The organism is Variovorax sp. RO1 (assembly GCF_002849325.1).
In the GTDB taxonomy this organism is placed as follows: Bacteria; Pseudomonadota; Gammaproteobacteria; order Burkholderiales; family Burkholderiaceae_C; genus Variovorax.
Window position 1 is genome coordinate 958,452 of the sequence record NZ_PKMT01000002.1, and the last position, 16,204, is coordinate 974,655.

Genomic DNA, 16,204 nt, shown 5'->3' on the forward strand with positions numbered 1-16,204 from the left:
GCTTACTTGTAGTAGCCGGCCTTCTTCATCTCGCGCTCAGCGGTTGTCTGCGAGGTCTTCAGTGCCTGGTCGACCGTGACCTTGCCCGCCAGTGCCGCGCTCATCTGCTGGCCCACCGCCACGCCGATGGCCTGGAACTCGGGAATGGCCGCGTACTGCACGCCGACGTACGGCGACTTCGGCAAGGTGCTGTCGCTGAGGTTGGCGCTGTCGATGGCCTTCTTCTCGGCGGCGGCGAACTTGGCAACCTTCTGGAACTCGGGGTTCGCATAGGTCGACTTGCGCGTGCCCGTGGGCACCGTGCCCCAGCCGTGTTCCTTGGCGACGAGGTTGACGTACTCCTTGGAGGTCGCCCACTTCACGAAGGTCTGTGCGGCGGCGCCCTTGGTCGAGCTGGCGGGAATGGCGAGGTTCCAGGTCCACAGCCAGTTCGCGCCCTTCGGCGTGACGGCGACAGGGGCCTGTGCGAAGGCCACCTTGTCGGCCACCTTCGACTGCTTGGGATCGCTGATGAACGAGGCGGCGATGGTCGCGTCGACCCACATGCCGCACTTGCCTTCGTTGAAGAGCGCGAGGTTCTCGTTGAAGCTGTTGGCCGAGGCGCCCGGCGGGCCGTAGGCCTTCATGAGGTCGACGTAGAAGCCGATCGCGTCCTTCCAGGGCTTGGTGTCGATCTGCGGCTTCCACTGCATGTCGAACCACTGGCCGCCGTTGGTGTTGACCAGCGTGGTCAGTAGGGCCATGTTGTCGCCCCAGCCCGGCTTGCCGCGCAGGCACATGGCGTACAGGCCGCCCTTGGGGTCGTGGATCTTGCCGGCCAGTTCCTTCACCTGCGCCCAGGTGGGCTGCTCGGGCATCTTGAAGCCGACCTTGTCGGCCAGGTCCTTGCGGTACATGAGCATCGAGCTCTCGCCGTAGAACGGCGCGGCGTAGAGCTTGCCTTCATGCGACAGGCCGGCGCGGATGGCGGGCAGCAGGTCGTCGACGTCGTAGGCGGCATCGGTGGCGATGGGCTGCAGCCAGCCCTTCTTCGACCAGATCGGCGCTTCGTACAGGCCGATGGTCATCACGTCGAACTGGCCGCCCTTGGTGGCGATGTCGGTGGTCACGCGCTGGCGCAGCGTGCCTTCTTCGAGCGTGACCCACTTGAGCTTGATGTCGGGGTTGGCCTTTTCGAAGAAGGGCGTGAGCTTCTGCATCTCGATCATGTGGCCGTTGTTGACGGTTGCGATCACGAGTTCGGTGGCGGCGTGGGACACGAGCCCCGTGCCGATGAGTGCGAGGGCGAGGCCCGCTTTCAGAAAGCGTTTCATGTTGTCTCCTTGGGTGAGCGACGCCCCGGTATCGTGGTCGCCGTGCCCGGATTCTGGAGAAACGCGCTTGCGCCTTTGGTATTTCGAAGGTCGCCCCCAGTACTTTCATGCACCAGTTGGCTAGTGAAATCCCTAGTTGATGCAATTCAGGATGGAAAACTGCCTGTCCGAAGTTCTCAGCCGTGCCCGCTCCCGCCCAGCAACTGGCGCCGGAACTGCGCGGCGGCCGGCGACAGCGCCCGGTCCTCGCGGGTGATCAGACAGATCGGCGGCACCCGCACGGGCAGCTCGACCGGCACCGTGCGCAGCACGCCCAGCCGGCCGTAATGGTTGGCCTGCGAGGCCGGCATGACGGCGGCCATGTCGGAGTTCTCGAGCAGGGCCGTGATGGCGATGGGCGATGCCGTTTCGATGATGTCCAGCCGGGCCTGGATGCCCGCCTCGCGCATGGCGGCCTCGAAGCGCCCGCGCTGCGGCGACCCCGGAGGCTGCAGCACCCACGACCAGGTCGCCATCTCTGCCAGCGTGACCGTGGCCGCGCGCTCGAACACCGGGTGCGCGGCGCGCACGACGACCACCTGCGATTCGCCCAGCAGCGGCACGCTCGCGTACTTGGCCTCGTCGTGGCCGTCGGTGAGACGGCCCAGCACGAGGTCGACGTCGCCCTGCTCCAGCTGCGCCTGCATCACGTCGCTGGTTTCGACCACCACCGACACGGCCACCTGCGGATGGCGCAGGTGGTACGCCACCAGCGCCGGCGCCAGCAGCTCGGGCACGGCGCCCGGCACGCTGCCCACACGCAGCGCGCCGCTCAGGCCCGAGCGCAGCGCAAGCATTTCCTCGCGGGCGGTGCCGAAGTCGCTGAGCACGCGGCGGGCGTAGCGGATGAGGATCTCGCCGTAGGGCGTGGGCGCCATGCCGCGCGCCGAGCGCTCGAAGAGCTGCTCTCCCAGCGACTCCTCCAGCTGCTGCAGCAGCTTGGTGGCCGCGGGCTGGCTGATGTTCATGGCCTCGGCCGCGCGGCCGAGGTGGCGGTGCGCGTCGAGCCGGGCCAGCAGGAGCAGCTGGCGCGGCCGGACGTGGAGCATCAGCGAAGCGTCGGTGAGGCCTGGTTTCATGCACAAAAGTATATGGAGCTTCGGCCTTTTTCGATTGGATCGCGTGCCCGAAGCTCCGTAGGCTCGGGGCCACAACAAGCAGGAGACGACGCGATGACCCTCTTTCCCCTGGCCCGCCATGCCGGTGTGGCGGCGCTGCTGGCGCTGGCCGCCTGCCTGAGCGCAGGCGCACAGCCGGCCTACCCCGACAAGCCGCTGCGCATCCTGGTCGGCGCCTCGCCCGGCGGCGGCACCGACATCCTCGCGCGCGTGCTGGCCGACAAGTTCTCGCCCGCGCTCAAGCAGCCCGTGACGGTGGAGAACCGCCCCGGCGCATCGAACACCATCGCCGGCGAACTCACGGCCCGCGCGCCGGCCGACGGCGCCACCCTGCTGCTGGCCACCAACACGGCGCAGGCCGTGGCGCCGCACATCCTCAAGCTCAAATACGACCCGCTGAAAGACCTGCAACCCATCGGCCTCGTGGCCGTGATGCCCAACGTGCTGGTGGTGTCGGCCAACTCGCCCTACAAATCGGTGAAGGACCTGTTCGCGGCCATGGCGGCCAAGCCGGGCGGCTTCAAGTACGCGTCTTCGGGCATCGGCAGCACGCAGCACGTGGGCGGCGAAGCCTTCAACCTGGCCACGGGCATGACCTCGATCCACGTGCCCTACAAGGGCAGTTCGCAGGCGCACATCGACATCATCTCGGGCGAGGTCGAGATGATGTTCGACAGCACCTCCTCCGCCATGGGCCAGATCCGCGCCGGCAAGTTCCGCGCGCTGGCCGTGAGCGCGCCGCAGCGCTCGCCCGAGCTGCCCGACGTGCCCACACTGGCCGAACAAGGCATCAAGGGCGCCGACGTGTCCACCTGGTACGGCCTGTACGTGACGGCCGGCACGCCGCGCCCGGCGGTCGAGCGGCTGAGCGCCGAACTGACGCGCACGATGAACCTGACGGACGTGCAGTCGCGCATCAAGGCACTCGGCGGCGAGCCCGGCACGCTGACCGGTGAGCCCTTCGCGGCGATGAACAAGCAGGAGTTCGACCACTACGGCCAGCTCGTGCGCGCGGCGCGCATCAAGGCCGAGTGAGGCCGACCTTTCCCTTCTCTTTTCCCCACATCCATTGCCGACCATGCCAACCCCATCGACAACTCCGAGCGTGACCTCCGCCAAACCCCGCATCGCCGTGCTGCTGGGCGATCCCAGCGGCGTCGGCCCCGAGATGGCCGTGAAGCTGCTCGCGCGCCAGCGCAACCTCGACGCCGCGCGCGTGCTGCTGATCGCCGACCCCGTCGTGCTCGCGCAGGGAGAACGCGTGGCAGGCATGAAGCTCGCCCCACTGCAGGTGAACACCCTCGACGATCTGCGCTTCGAGGACGGCCGGCTGAGCCTCCTCACACGCGACTGGATGGCAGGCGAGGAGCCGGTGCTTGGTGAGTCGAACGAACGCTCGGGCCGCGCCTCGTTCCAGGCGCTCGAAGACGCGACCCTGGCCGTGCGACGCGGCCAGGCGGATGCGATCCTCTTCGCACCGCTCAACAAGCATTCCCTGAGGCTCGGGGGCCTGACGCACGAGGACGAGCTGCGCTACATGCAGGAACGCTTCGCCGTGACCAGCTTCGTCTGCGAGTTCAACCTCACCGGGTCGCTGTGGACCTCGCGCGTGACCTCGCACATTCCGCTGAAGGACGTGGCGCGGCACATCACCGTGGAAGGCGTGAGCGACGCCGTGAAGATCATCGCGTCGGCACTGCGCCGCGCCGGCGTGGCGCAACCGCGCATCGCGGTGACCGGGCTCAACCCGCACGCGGGCGACGGCGGTTCGATCGGCATGGAAGAGATCGAGATCATCGCGCCCGCCATCGAACAGCTGCGCGTCGAGGGCTACGACGCGCGTGGCCCGTTCTCGCCCGATACGGTATTCATCGGCGCGCGGCGCGGCGATGTCGATGCGGTGGTGTCGATGTACCACGACCAGGGCCAGATCGCGATGAAGCTCATGGGCTTCGAACAAGGCGTGACCTTGCACGGCGGGCTGCCAGTGCCGGTGGCGACATCGGCCAGCGGCAGCGCCTTCGACATTGCCGGCAAGGGCATGGCGCAGATCGAAGGGCTGCAGCAGGCCTTCGACCTGTGCGTGCGGATGGCGAGCGGCGCGCCTGCTGCACCCGCGTCCGTCGAAACGGCGGTGGCCTGAGCTGCTTGCTTCTTACGCCCAAAAGAAAAGGGCCGCGTATGCGGCCCTTGGCAGAACGTTCAGGCGCTCGGCGGTTCGCCGTAAGCATTGCTCTCCGGCTGCGACGGCTGAACGAAGAAGTAGATCAGCACGAGATTGATCAGCGGGATGATCGACAGCAGCAAGAACCAGCCGCTCTTGCCGATATCGTGCAGGCGGCGCACGCCCACCGCGAGGGCGGGCAGAAGCAGGGCCAGCGCTGCAATGAAATACACGTACTCATGGATCAGGCCCGTCACGACGAGCACGCCGAACTGGGCCAGAAAAAACCACCAGAACTCGGAACGCGACGCACGACCCGTGAAATCGGTGTACTTGGCGATGCACGTCTTGACCGCTGTTTGAAAGTCCATTGACTCGCTCCTCTTGATGAATCCCAGGGAAATTTCCCCGGGGCCATCATATCGGCGCACTGTGCAACGACAAACTCGGCCAAACCGGCCAGCGCACTGCAAACCAATGGCCTAACGGCCTAGTAAATAGAGCGTTTGGCCAAGGCTTGCAAGGCGCGCAGTGACGTGTGCCGTCAGGCGCTCAGCCGCTTCAGCAGGCCGGCGGTCGAGGCGTCGAGCCCCGCGACATCGCCCGAGGCAAGGCGCGGCTCGATGTCGCGCGCCAGCACCTTGCCGAGCTCCACGCCCCACTGGTCGAAGCTGTTGATGCCCCACAGCGCGCCGCTGGTGAACACGCGGTGCTCGTACATCGCGAGGAAGGCGCCCAGTGCTTCGGGCGTGAGCCTCTCGAACACGAAGAAGGTGCTCGGCCGGTTGCCCGGAAAGTTCTTGTGGCCGCCTTCGTCGAGCTTGCCGACCATCAGCGCCTGCGCCTGCGCGAGCGCGTTGGCCAGCAGCTTGGAATGGTGGCCGTCGAGGTCGTGCGAGGCGTCGCGCACTGCCATGAATTCGAGCGGGATCACGTCGGTGCCCTGGTGCAGCATCTGGAAGTACGCGTGCTGCCCGTTGGTGCCGGGCTCGCCCCAGAGCACGGGCGAGGTGCCGAAGTCCAGCGGCGCGCCGCTCGCATCGACCTGCTTGCCGTTGCTTTCCATCTCGAGCTGCTGCAGGTAGGCCGGCACGCGCTTCAAGGCGCTGTGGTACGGCGCGATGCTGCGGCTCGTGAACTTGTGGAAGTTGCGGTACCAGACGTCGAGCAGACCCAGGCGCACCGGCAGGTTCTGCTCGAGCGGCGCGGTGCGAAAGTGCTCGTCCATCGCATGCGCGCCCGCCAGCAGCCGGCGAAAGCCGTCGGCACCGATGGCCAGCGCAATCGGCAGGCCGATGGCCGACCACAGCGAATAGCGGCCGCCCACCCAGTCCCAGAAGCCGAAGGTGGTGGCGATGCCGAACTTGTTCGCGGCCTCGACATTCGTCGTGAGCGCGGCGAAGTGGCCTGCGATGTCGGTGCCGCCCGATTGCTCGTACCAGCGCTTGGCCGAGAGCGCGTTGGTCATCGTCTCGGCGGTGGTGAAGGTCTTGGAAGCAACCAGGAACAGCGTATGTTCGGGCGCGAGGCCCTTCAGCACGCCCGCCAGCTCGTGGCCGTCGACGTTCGAGACGAAGTGAAAGCGTTTGCCAGGCGCCACGAACTCCGTGAGCGCCAGCACCGCCATCTGCGGGCCGAGGTCGGAGCCGCCGATGCCGATGTTGACCACGTCGGTGATCGTGTGGTCGCTGCGCACCTTCTCGGCGTAGGCCAGCATGGCGTCGAGCGTGGCGTGCACCTCGCGCAGCTCGTGGGCCGTCTGGCGACCAGTGGCCGCATCGGCCGGCGCGCGCAGCAGCGTGTGCAGCACGGCGCGGTCTTCGGTGTTGTTGATGTGCGCGCCCGCGAACATGGCGTCGCGGTGGGCCTCGAGGCCGCACTCGCGCGCCAGCGTGAACAGCAGCGCCTCGGTGCGCGCGTCGATCAGGTTCTTCGACAGGTCGGCAAAGACGTGGGGCGCTTCCTGGCTGAAGTGCGCGAAGCGCCCGGTGTCGTCCACGAAGGCATGGCGGAGGTCGAACTGGCGACCGGCCGTGTCGAAGCTGGACTGCAGTTGCGCCCAGGCCGGCGCGCGGTCACAGCGCAGAGTCATGGTCATGTTTACTTGCCGCTTTCCTGCATGAGCTTTTCGAGCTTCACGGCGTCGGCCGCGAAGGCGCGGATGCCCTCGGCGAGCTTCTCGGTGGCCATCGCGTCTTCGTTGAGCGCGAAGCGGAAGCCGGCCTCGTCGTAGCTCACCTTCTCTGCGTTGCCGCTCGCGGCAGCCTTGGCGTCGAGCGCGTGCGTGAGCGGCTCGTTGCTCGCGGCCAGTTCGGCCAGCAGCTCGGGGCTGATGGTCAGCAGGTCGCAGCCGGCGAGCGCCTGGATCTGTCCGACATTGCGGAAGCTCGCGCCCATGACCTCGGTCTTGATGCCCTGCTGCTTGTAGTAGTTGAAGATCTCGCGCACCGACTGCACGCCGGGGTCGTTGGCGCCCGCGCTGGCGGCTTCGTCCCACTTGGCACCGGCCGACTTCTTGTACCAGTCGTAGATGCGGCCCACGAAGGGCGAGATGAGCTGCACGCCGGCCGCACCGCAGGCCACGGCCTGCGCGAACGAGAACAGCAGCGTGAGGTTGGTGCGGATGCCCTTCTGCTGGAGCAGGCGCGCGGCCTCGATGCCTTCCCAGGTGGAGGCGACCTTGATCAGCAGGCGCTTCTCGGTGTCGATGCCTTCGGCCTTGTACAGCGCCACGATGCGCTCGCCGCGGGCCACGGTGGCGGCGGTGTCGAACGAGAGGCGGGCGTCGACTTCGGTCGACACACGGCCTGGAATGATGGAAAGGATTTCGGTGCCGAAGCGCACCAGCAGGCGGTCGATGACCTCGTCGAGCGGCTTGCCGGCATGTGCTTTCACGGTCTCGTCGAGCAGCGGCCGGTATTCGGCCTTCTGCACGGCCTTGAGGATCAGCGACGGGTTGGTGGTCGCGTCCTGCGGCTTGGAAATGCTGAGCTGCTTGAAGTCGCCGGTGTCGGCAACCACGGTGGTCCACTGGCGGAGTGCATCGAGTTGGTTCATGAAATCAATTATCCGGGGAGGGGTGTGACAAGTCCTGCACGCAGTTGCGCATCGGGCGATGTTTTCATGCGAACCGTAGCACGGGTTTTCGCGAAGCTCCATCGGCCTGCGGCCCGAAGGGTTGTCGGCCGCCCTGCCCTACAGGGGCTGTGGTCCGTGGCTGACGGCAACCGGCCCGGGTCGGGGGCTACCCTGAAGCGGACGCGGCAACTTGCCGAACGAGACTTTCCCCTCAGGAGCCCCCATGACCTCTCGCCACCCACGCCCCGCGCCCGTTGCCGGCCGCCCCTTCGATGACCGCCGCACCAGCCAGGCCATCGGTGCCATGGCCACTGCCTTCGTCGTGGGCGGCGTGGCCACTTGGTACGCACTGGGCGCCGCACGCACGGCCCGTGCCCGGCCCGCCGGCCCGGCCGACGGCGCCCCGCTGATGCGCGCGCCGCTGCAGGTGGTGGCGCCGGTCGATCTGCACCGCTACGCCGGCCTCTGGCACGAACAGGCCCGCCTGCCCAACCGGTTCCAGAAACAGTGCGCCGGCCCGGTGAGCGCCGAATACACGCCGCTGCCCGACGGCAGCGTGCAGGTGCGCAACCGCTGCGTGCGCGCCGACGGCAACTTCGACGAGGCCATCGGCAGTGCGCGCGTGGTGCCTGTGGCCGGCCAGCCCGGCGCGGGCCGGCTGCAGGTGCGCTTCGCCCCCGCCTGGATGGGCTGGCTGCCGCTGGTGTGGGGCGACTACTGGATCTTGAAGCTCGACCGCGACTACCAGGTGGCGCTGGTCGGCACGCCCGACCGTGAGTACCTTTGGGTGCTCTCGCGTGCGCCGCGCCTCGAAGACGACGCGCTGCAGGCCGAGCTGGACTACGCCCGTAGCCTGGGGTTCGACACCGACAAGGTCGTGCTCACCGGCAGGTAGCGCTGCAGCTGCGACGGCAGCATGGCCGGCGCGGTGCAATGGATGGCGTGCCAGCCGAAGGCGCGCGCCATCTCGACGTTGGCGGCCGAGTCGTCGATGAACACGGTCTGCTCGGGATCGAGGCCGTGGCGCATGGCCAGCACCTCGTAGATCTCGCGCTCCGGCTTGAGAAACTTCACGTCGCCGGAGAACACGCCGCCATCGAAACGCCGCATGAACGCATGCCTACGCTCCAGGGCGCGGGCAAACGGCGCGGGCATGTTCGACAGGTAGTACAGCCGCAGCGGCTCGCCGGCATCGCGCTGGGCGATGAGCTGTTCGAGCATCTCCAGCGTGACGTCGATGGGCTCCAGCCGCTCCCCGAGCCCGTCGAGCATGGCGTGCAACGACGCGGCCGGCAGCGCCAGCCGCGCCGACATGCGGGCGATCGCGTCGTCCAGCGTGCGGGTGCCGCAGTCGAAGCCGGTCCAGTCGTCGTGATGAAAAAGGGCCCGGCCCAAGGCCGCGGCAGCGGCTTCAGTGGGGGCGTGAGGGGCAAGATGGGCCTGGACCAGCCGTGTCGGCTCCCAGGCGAACAGCACGGCGCCAAGATCGAAAACCACGTTCATGGCGCCATTGTTTCATGCGCCGGGCACCACGCTCACGCCATGGGTTCCGAGCGACAGGGTGGTCTGCGTGCCGGCAGCCAGCGGGCGCGACAGGTCGGTCGACACCACGAAGACCGGCCCCAGCGGGGTGTCGAAGCCGTATTCGTAGTAGCTGCCGAGGTAGGCCGCCTTGCGCAGCGTGGCGGGCAGGCCGTCGAGCGCGCCGATGTCCCAGGCCTCGGGCCGCACCGCCACCTTCACCGTACCGGGCGCCACCGCGTAGCGCGGCTGCAGGCGCAGCGGGCCGAGCGTGACGCTGCCGTCGACCTGCGCCACAGCCGGAAACACCATCGCCTCGCCCATGAAGCCGGCGACGAACTCGCTCTCGGGACGGCCGTACAGCTGCTCGGGCGTGCCGCGCTGGGCGATCACGCCGTGGTCCATCACGATGATCTGGTCGCTCACGGCCAGCGCCTCGCTCTGGTCGTGCGTCACGTAGGCCACGGTGAGCTTCAGGCGCTGCTGCAACGAGCGGATTTCCTCGCGCATCTCGCGGCGCAGGCGGGCGTCGAGGTTGGACAGCGGCTCGTCGAACAGCAGCACCGCCGGCTCCAGCACCAGCGCGCGCGCCAGGGCCACGCGCTGCTGCTGGCCGCCCGAGAGCTCGCTGGGCAGGCGCTCGTCGAAGCCGACGAGGCCGACACCCTTGAGCGCATCGCGCGCGCGCGACGTGGCCTCGTCCTTCTTCACGCCGCTCATGCGCAGGCCGTAGCCGACGTTCTCGATCACGTTCATGTGCGGGAACAGCGCGTAGCTCTGGAACATCATGCTCACGTTGCGCTCGCCCGGGCCGAGCGTGGTGACGTCGCGCCCGCCCATGAAGATCGAGCCCGAGGTCGGCGACTCGAGCCCTGCGATCATGCGCAGCGTGGTCGTCTTGCCGCAGCCCGAGGGGCCGAGGATGGTGGTGAGCGTGCCCACGGGCACCTCGAAGCTGATGCCCTTGACGGCCATCGGGCCGTTCTTGTCGACGCCGTAGCGCTTGGTGATGTTGCGGAATTCGATGCCGTTCATACGGAGAGGCTTTCCATTTTGTGATGTCCTTGATGCGGAGGCGCGGCGCCGCGCCGCCCCAGCTTGCGCTCCCCCACCACGAACTGCACCAGCGCGATCGCCAGCGACATCAGCACCATGAGCACCGTGCAGTACGCGAGCGCGATGCCGTAGTCGCCGTTGCCGACGCGGCCGATGATGTAGGTGGTGGCCAGTTCGTTCTCGGCCGTGACCAGGAAGATCACCGCGCTCACCGTCGTCATGGCGCGCACGAAGCTGTAGACCAGCGCCGCCACCAGCGCCGGCTTGAGCAGCGGCAGCACCACCTTGAACAAGGTCTGCGAAGTCGACGCACGCAGCATCAGCGAGGCTTCGTCGAGTGAGCGGTCCAGCTGCTTGAAGGCCGCTGTGCCGGCCCGCACGCCCACCGGCAGATTGCGGAACATGAAGCACAGCACGATGATCAGCCCCGTGCCCGTGAGCTCGAACGGCGGCACGTTGAACGCCAGGATGTAGCTCACACCGAGCACCGTGCCCGGGATGGCAAAGGCCAGCAGCGCGCCGAACTCGAAAACGCCCTGCCCCTTGAACTCGTTGCGCGCCAGCAGCCAGGCGATCAGCAAACCGAGCGCGGCGGTGATCGGCGCCGAGATGCCGGCCAGCTTCAGCGTGGTGATCAGCGAGTTCCATGCCGTACCCGCCCACACCAGCCCGAACTGGCCCCACTCCAGCGCGAAGGCGCTCTTGAAGTGGTTGAGCGTGAAGCTGTAGTCGCGCCCCCAGGTCTGCACGAAGCCGCCCGCGAAGGCGAACAGGTAGACCACGGCGGTGAACGCAATCCACGGCAGCGCAATGCACTGGATGGTGCGGCGCACGCCGTCGGGCAGCGCCATCGCGATGCCGGCGTCGCCCTTGCCGCTCACGGTCGTGAAGTTTTGCTTGCCCAGCAGGCCGCGCTGCAGCGCGAACACGCCGAGCGCGAACAGCGTGAGCACCCAGGCCAGCGACGCGGCGCGGCCCTGGTCGTACTGCGCGCCGACGATGGCAAAGAAGATGTCGGTCGACAGCACCGAGAACTGGCCGCCCACCACCACCGGGTTGCCGAAGTCGGCCATGCTTTCGATGAAGCCGACCAGGAAGGCGTTGGCCAGCCCGGGCTTGAGCAGCGGCAGCGTGACGGTGAAGAAGGCACGGCGCCGGTCGGCACGCAGCATCTGCGCGGCCTCTTCGAGGCTGGGCGCGATGCCCTGCACCACGCCGCGCATGATCATGAAGGCGATGGGCGTGAAGGCGAACAGCTGCGCCACCAGCACGCCCGGCATGCCGTAGAACCAGCGCGTGGGCTCGATGCCGAACACGCTTTCGAGCACCTGGTTGACGATGCCCGCACGGCCGAACAGCAGGATCAGGCCGAGGCCGACAACGAACGGTGGCGTGATGATCGGCAGCAGCGCCAGCACCCGCAGCACGCCCTGCCCGCGCTGGCTGCCGCGCTCGGCCATCAGCGCCATCAGCGTGCCCAGGAAGGTGGTGCCGGCCGCGGTGAGCAGCGCCAGCACCAGCGTGTTCCACGCCACGCCGCAGCGCACGCCGCCCGCCAGGCAGCCCAGGCCCCAGATGCGCTCGGTGAACACGCGCGCCGCAAAGGCCGTGATCGACCATTGCCCGTCTTCGTTGAAGAACGCGCCCGACAGCGCACGGCTCACCGGGTAGGCGATGAACAGCGCCATCAGCACGCCGCAGCCGACGACCGAAGCAGCCACGAACAGGTCGCCCTTGAACAGGCCGAGCCGCGCGATGCCGAAAGCCGCCAGCAACACGAGCGCCGTGAGCGCCACGAAGCCGCCCGCGCCGATGCCGAACTGGTTGACGGCCAGCTCGCCGAACTGCGTGTTGAGGGCCGCAACGCTCCAGCCGCGCGCGCCGATGGTGAAGCCCGCCACCGCCAGGCCGATGGCGCCGATCGCGCCGCCCGCCAGCAGCCAGCGCCCCTGCGCCTTGCCGGCCGGCAAGGCTGCACCGACGGCACACAGCAGCAAACCGGCCAGCCCGATGAAGAGCCAGCTGCGGCCCTGCGTCGCCGCCTGCATCAGGCCGTTGGCGCCCTCCGCCTGGCCGAACACCTGCGGAACGGCTTCGTACCAGGTCGCGTCCTGGATCGCATACCAGGGCAGCACGAGGTAGGCCGCAAAGCCCAGCACGACCCAGGCCCAGATCCAGCGCCGTGCGCGCCGGGCGGCGGCGAGAGACGCCGGGTTGACCCGCGCGCCTTCGTTGGAACGCGCTTCCACTTAGCGCGGCAGCGAATTGACGTCTTTTTCCCAGCGCGCGATCAGGCGGCGGCGCTCGGCGCTGGCGCCGTACTTGGCGTAGTCGTAGTTGATGAACTTGATCTTCTTGAAGTCAGGAATGCGCGGGTCGAGCTTGGCGGTCGCGTTGCTCGGCAGCTGGAACTGCTTGTTCGCGGCACCCAGCTCCTGCGCGGCGGGCGTGAGCGCCCATTCGTAGAACTTCTTGGCGGCGTCGAGGTTGCGCGCGCCCTTGATGATGCTCATGGAGCCGATCTCGGCGCCGGTGCCGTCGCTGGGCGTGATGGTCTCGACCGGGAAGCCCTGCATCTTCTCGCCCGGGCCGTCGTGCACGAAGCTGATGGAGATCGCGGTTTCGCCGCGCGCCACCGCCTTGATCGGGCCGGTGCCCGAGCGGGTGTACTGGCCGACGTTCTTGTGCAGCGCCTTGAGGTAGTCGAAGGCCTTGTCCTCGCCCATGAGCTGCACCAGCGTGGCGATCATGGTGTAGGCCGTGCCGCTCGACGCCGGGTTGGCCACCTGGATGTCGCCCTTGTATTCGGGCTTGAGCAGGTCGGCCCAGGTCTTGGGCACGGGCAGCTTCTTCTTGGCGAGCAGCTCGGGGTTGTAGCCGAAGCCCAGCGGGCCGGAATAGATGCCCACGGTCTTGTAGCCCGACTGTTTGGCCTGCTGCTGGGCCCAGGGGTGAAGCTGCGTGAGCGTGGGCGACTTGTATTCGAGCGTGAGGCCCTGCTCGGCCGCCTGCAGGTGCGGATCACCCGTGCCGCCGAACCAGACGTCGGTCTTGGGGTTGTCCTTCTCGGCGATCAGCTGGGCCAGCGCCTCGCCCGAGCCCTTGAGCGCCATGTTGATGCGAACGCCGGTGGTGCGGGCGTAGACGGTGGAGATCACGTTGCACCACTCGGCCTGCACCGAGCAGATGACGTTGACGGTTTGCGCCGACGCGGCGGCCGACAGACCCAGCAGCGCGGCTGCCGTGAAAAGCTTCTTCATTGGTATTCCCCTGCCTCAGGCATAAAAAAAGGCCTTGCGGCCTTGGGTCAGCGTAGCTTTAGTACAGGTGTGCCGAATCGGTAGAAGTACCATCGCGACTGGCACACGGCCTGCTCTGCATCCAGACAAAAGGAAAGTTTTCTCATGAGCTTCGATCTCGTTCTGTTCGGCGGTACTGGCGACCTTGCGTGGCGCAAACTGATGCCCGCGCTGTTCCAGGCCTTCAGGCACGGCAGCCTGCCGCAGGACGGACGCATCGTCGGCGTGGCGCGCGACGACCTGTCGGACGACCAGTACCGCGAGCTGATCCAGTCGCGTTTCAGCGCCGTCGAAGGCGCCAAGCGCCCCTCGCCCGAGGAGTTCAAGAAGTTCGCCTCCATGCTGCACTACCTGCGCATGGACCTGTCCAAGCCCGCCGACTACGCCAGCCTGGCCGACCTCCTCAAGCAGCGCGACGCCAAGACGGTCGTGATGTACGTGGCCACGGCGCCCGCGCTCTTCACGCAGGTGGTCGAGCAGATCGCCGCCGCCGGGCTCAACGGCCCGCGCACCCGCGTCGTGCTCGAAAAGCCGCTGGGCCACGACCTCGCCTCCAACCGCGCGATCAACGCGGCGGTGGGCAAGGTGCTCGAGGAAAAGCAGGTCTTCCGCATCGACCACTACCTGGGCAAGCCCTCGGTGCAGAACCTGTTCGCGATGCGCTTCGGCAACGCGCTGTTCGAACCCATCTGGCGCCGCGAGCACATCGCCAACATCCAGATCACCATGGCCGAAGACCTGGGCGTGGAAAAGCGCGGCGCCTTCTACGACCAGACCGGCGCGCTGCGCGACATGGTGCAGAACCACGCGCTGCAGCTGCTGTGCGCCGTGGCCATGGAGCCGCCGATCAACGCGCACGCCGACGCCATCCGCGACGAAAAACTCAAGGTGCTGCGCGCGCTCAAGCCCTGGACGCCCGAGACGCTCGGCCTGCATGCGGTGCGCGGCCAGTACACGGCCGGCACGGCCTACGGCGAACGGGTGCAGGGCTATCGCGACGAGCCGGGCGTGAACCCCGACAGCCGCACCGAAACCTTCGTGGCGCTGCGTACCGAAATCGCCAACTGGCGCTGGGCCGGCGTGCCCTTCTACATCCGCACCGGCAAGCGCCTAGCTTCGCGCGACGCGCGCATCGAGGTCAACTTCCGCCCGACGCCGCACGCGATCTACCGCGCGCCCACCGGCAACGTCAACAAGCTGGTGATCAACCTGCAGCCGAAGGACGGCCTGGAACTGCACATGCTCGCGCAGGCACAGGACAACCGCCAGCGCGGCGGCAACGGCCACGCCAGCGCCGCGCAGCTGGCGCCGGTGCAGCTCGACCTCGACTTCGACAAGCGCTTCGGTGCCGAGCGCGTGGGCGCCTACGAACGCCTGCTGCTCGACGTGATCGACGGCCGCCTCAACCTGTTCGTGCGCAGCGACGAGCAGGAAGAAGCCTGGCGCTGGGTCGAGCCGCTCATCGATTCCTGGGAATCCGACGGCGGCCCGCGCCCTTATGCGGCCGGCACCTGGGGCCCCAGCGCATCGAGCGCCATGATCGCGCGCGACGGCTTCGCCTGGGGCGAAGAGCAGTAACCCAGCAGCAAGGCTGCGCGGCCTTCCTTCAGCCGAACTGAAGACAGCGCATGCCGAGCGTGCCCGACTGGAAGCCTTCGTAGACGGTCTTCGCACGCTCGCCCGGCGCCGCAGCGCCCAGGGCATACAGGAAGGGAAAGTAGTGGTCCGGCGTGGCCACGGCGGTCGACGCCCCTTCGAGTTTCTCGTAGCCGATCAGCGCACGGTCGTCCCGGCCGGCCAGCGCGGCCTTCACCGCATCGTCGAAAGACTGCGCCCACGGGCGGCTCGCCTTCGGGCCATCGGGCGTGCCACGGTCGGTCACGCGCAGGTTGTGCACCACGTTGCCGCTGCCCATCACGAGCACGCCCTGATCGCGCAAGGCCGCCAGGTCGCGCCCCACCGCATGATGGAACGCCGCCGGCTTGTCGTAGTCGATGCTGAGCTGGAAGACCGGCACGTCGGCCTTCGGGTACAGGTGCTTCAGCACGGTCCAGGTGCCGTGGTCCAGCCCCCACTGCTCGGTGGCGATCACCGGCGTCTGCTTGACGGCGCCGACCGCCGCGCGTGCGAGCGCGGGATGACCCGACGCGGGGTATTCGATGTCGAACAGCGCCTGCGGAAAACCGCCGAAATCGTAGATCGTCTTGGGCCGGGTCTGCACCGTGACGCCGGTCGCGCCCTGGCTGAGCCAATGCGCCGACACGCTGAGGATCGCCGTGGGGCGCGGCAGCTCGCGGCCCCAGGCGGCGAGGCGGCGCGTGAAGGCGTTGTCCGCGAGCGCATTCATCGGCGAGCCGTGGCCGATGAAGATGACGGGCATGCGGCGCGCGGTTGACGCGCCTGCCGCGTGCGCGATCTCGGCCATCGACGCCAGCGCGGCGGTCGCACCCAGCGCCGAGCCCATGAGAAAGCCGCGGCGGCCGAGCAGGCGGGCCGCCAATGAGGAAGGGATCGTCGGAGATGTCATGGTTTCGTTCGGGACAAGCGCCGGACTCTGCCTCATCTCTCGCTGCGCCGCAGTGCCTTTACGCACACTTCGGCCGATCTCCTTCCGCT

Annotated in this window: 14 protein-coding genes; 4 read left to right on the forward strand and 10 right to left on the reverse strand. The window is 68.0% G+C overall.

The genetic code is table 11. The features are described from left to right. Positions 1–2 precede the first annotated feature (2 nt). On the reverse strand, positions 3–1,313 hold the full coding sequence (locus tag CY658_RS15600; protein WP_101491046.1) for an ABC transporter substrate-binding protein: 1,311 nt from the start codon (positions 1,311–1,313) through the stop codon (positions 3–5). 176 nt (positions 1,314–1,489) lie between these two features. Beyond that, the gene (locus tag CY658_RS15605) at positions 1,490–2,431 is read right to left on the reverse strand and encodes a LysR family transcriptional regulator (protein WP_180838958.1); all 942 of its coding nucleotides are present in this window, start codon (positions 2,429–2,431) and stop codon (positions 1,490–1,492) included. A 93-nt stretch (positions 2,432–2,524) separates the two neighbouring features. Between CY658_RS15605 and CY658_RS15610 the strand changes: the two genes are divergently transcribed. Together CY658_RS15610 and CY658_RS15615 are read left to right on the forward strand one after the other, a co-directional pair. Beyond that, complete coding sequence (locus CY658_RS15610; protein ID WP_101491047.1) at positions 2,525–3,505, forward strand: Bug family tripartite tricarboxylate transporter substrate binding protein; 981 nt, start codon at positions 2,525–2,527, stop codon at positions 3,503–3,505. A gap of 70 nt (positions 3,506–3,575) precedes the next feature. Further along, complete coding sequence (locus CY658_RS15615) at positions 3,576–4,613, forward strand: PdxA family dehydrogenase (RefSeq protein ID WP_257884881.1); 1,038 nt, start codon at positions 3,576–3,578, stop codon at positions 4,611–4,613. 59 nt (positions 4,614–4,672) lie between these two features. Here CY658_RS15615 and CY658_RS15620 read toward each other — a convergent pair whose 3' ends face one another. From CY658_RS15620 to tal, 3 genes are all read right to left on the reverse strand, one after another. Then, positions 4,673–5,005, reverse strand: a complete 333-nt coding sequence (locus tag CY658_RS15620) for a DUF805 domain-containing protein (RefSeq protein ID WP_062472662.1) — start codon at positions 5,003–5,005, stop codon at positions 4,673–4,675. Between the two features lie 173 nt (positions 5,006–5,178). Then, a complete protein-coding gene (gene pgi / locus CY658_RS15625) occupies positions 5,179–6,732 on the reverse strand; it encodes a glucose-6-phosphate isomerase (protein ID WP_101491048.1) in 1,554 nt (517 codons plus the stop codon). Between the two features lie 2 nt (positions 6,733–6,734). Beyond that, the gene (tal, locus tag CY658_RS15630) at positions 6,735–7,691 is read right to left on the reverse strand and encodes a transaldolase (protein WP_101491049.1); all 957 of its coding nucleotides are present in this window, start codon (positions 7,689–7,691) and stop codon (positions 6,735–6,737) included. A 244-nt stretch (positions 7,692–7,935) separates the two neighbouring features. On the opposite strand from tal, the gene CY658_RS15635 reads away from it, so the two are divergent. Further along, the gene (locus CY658_RS15635; RefSeq protein WP_101491050.1) at positions 7,936–8,607 is read left to right on the forward strand and encodes a lipocalin family protein; all 672 of its coding nucleotides are present in this window, start codon (positions 7,936–7,938) and stop codon (positions 8,605–8,607) included. Here CY658_RS15635 and CY658_RS15640 read toward each other — a convergent pair. From CY658_RS15640 to CY658_RS15655, 4 genes are read right to left on the reverse strand one after another with little or no spacing between them, the layout of a single operon-like run. After that, the gene (locus CY658_RS15640; RefSeq protein WP_099795233.1) at positions 8,553–9,215 is read right to left on the reverse strand and encodes an HAD family hydrolase; all 663 of its coding nucleotides are present in this window, start codon (positions 9,213–9,215) and stop codon (positions 8,553–8,555) included. The genes CY658_RS15635 and CY658_RS15640 overlap by 55 nt on opposite strands. A 12-nt stretch (positions 9,216–9,227) precedes the next feature. Then, positions 9,228–10,268 carry an ABC transporter ATP-binding protein gene (locus CY658_RS15645; protein ID WP_101491051.1) on the reverse strand — a complete coding sequence of 347 codons (1,041 nt, stop codon included), beginning with the start codon at positions 10,266–10,268 and terminating at the stop codon, positions 9,228–9,230. Then, positions 10,265–12,538: an ABC transporter permease gene (locus CY658_RS15650; protein ID WP_101491052.1), complete on the reverse strand. Its 2,274-nt coding sequence runs from the start codon at positions 12,536–12,538 to the stop codon at positions 10,265–10,267. The genes CY658_RS15645 and CY658_RS15650 overlap by 4 nt, the downstream gene beginning before the upstream one ends. Next, positions 12,539–13,549 (reverse strand): ABC transporter substrate-binding protein, encoded by a 1,011-nt coding sequence (locus CY658_RS15655; protein WP_101491053.1) that lies wholly within the window; start codon positions 13,547–13,549, stop codon positions 12,539–12,541. Between the two features lie 144 nt (positions 13,550–13,693). Here CY658_RS15655 and zwf point away from each other — a divergent pair, with 144 nt between their 5' ends. Further along, entirely contained in the window at positions 13,694–15,166 is a 1,473-nt protein-coding gene (gene zwf / locus CY658_RS15660) for a glucose-6-phosphate dehydrogenase (protein ID WP_101491054.1), read from the forward strand. A 28-nt stretch (positions 15,167–15,194) separates the two neighbouring features. On the opposite strand, the gene ygiD is transcribed toward zwf, so the two are convergent. Further along, positions 15,195–16,115: a 4,5-DOPA dioxygenase extradiol gene (ygiD, locus tag CY658_RS15665; RefSeq protein WP_101491055.1), complete on the reverse strand. Its 921-nt coding sequence runs from the start codon at positions 16,113–16,115 to the stop codon at positions 15,195–15,197. Positions 16,116–16,204 lie beyond the last annotated feature (89 nt).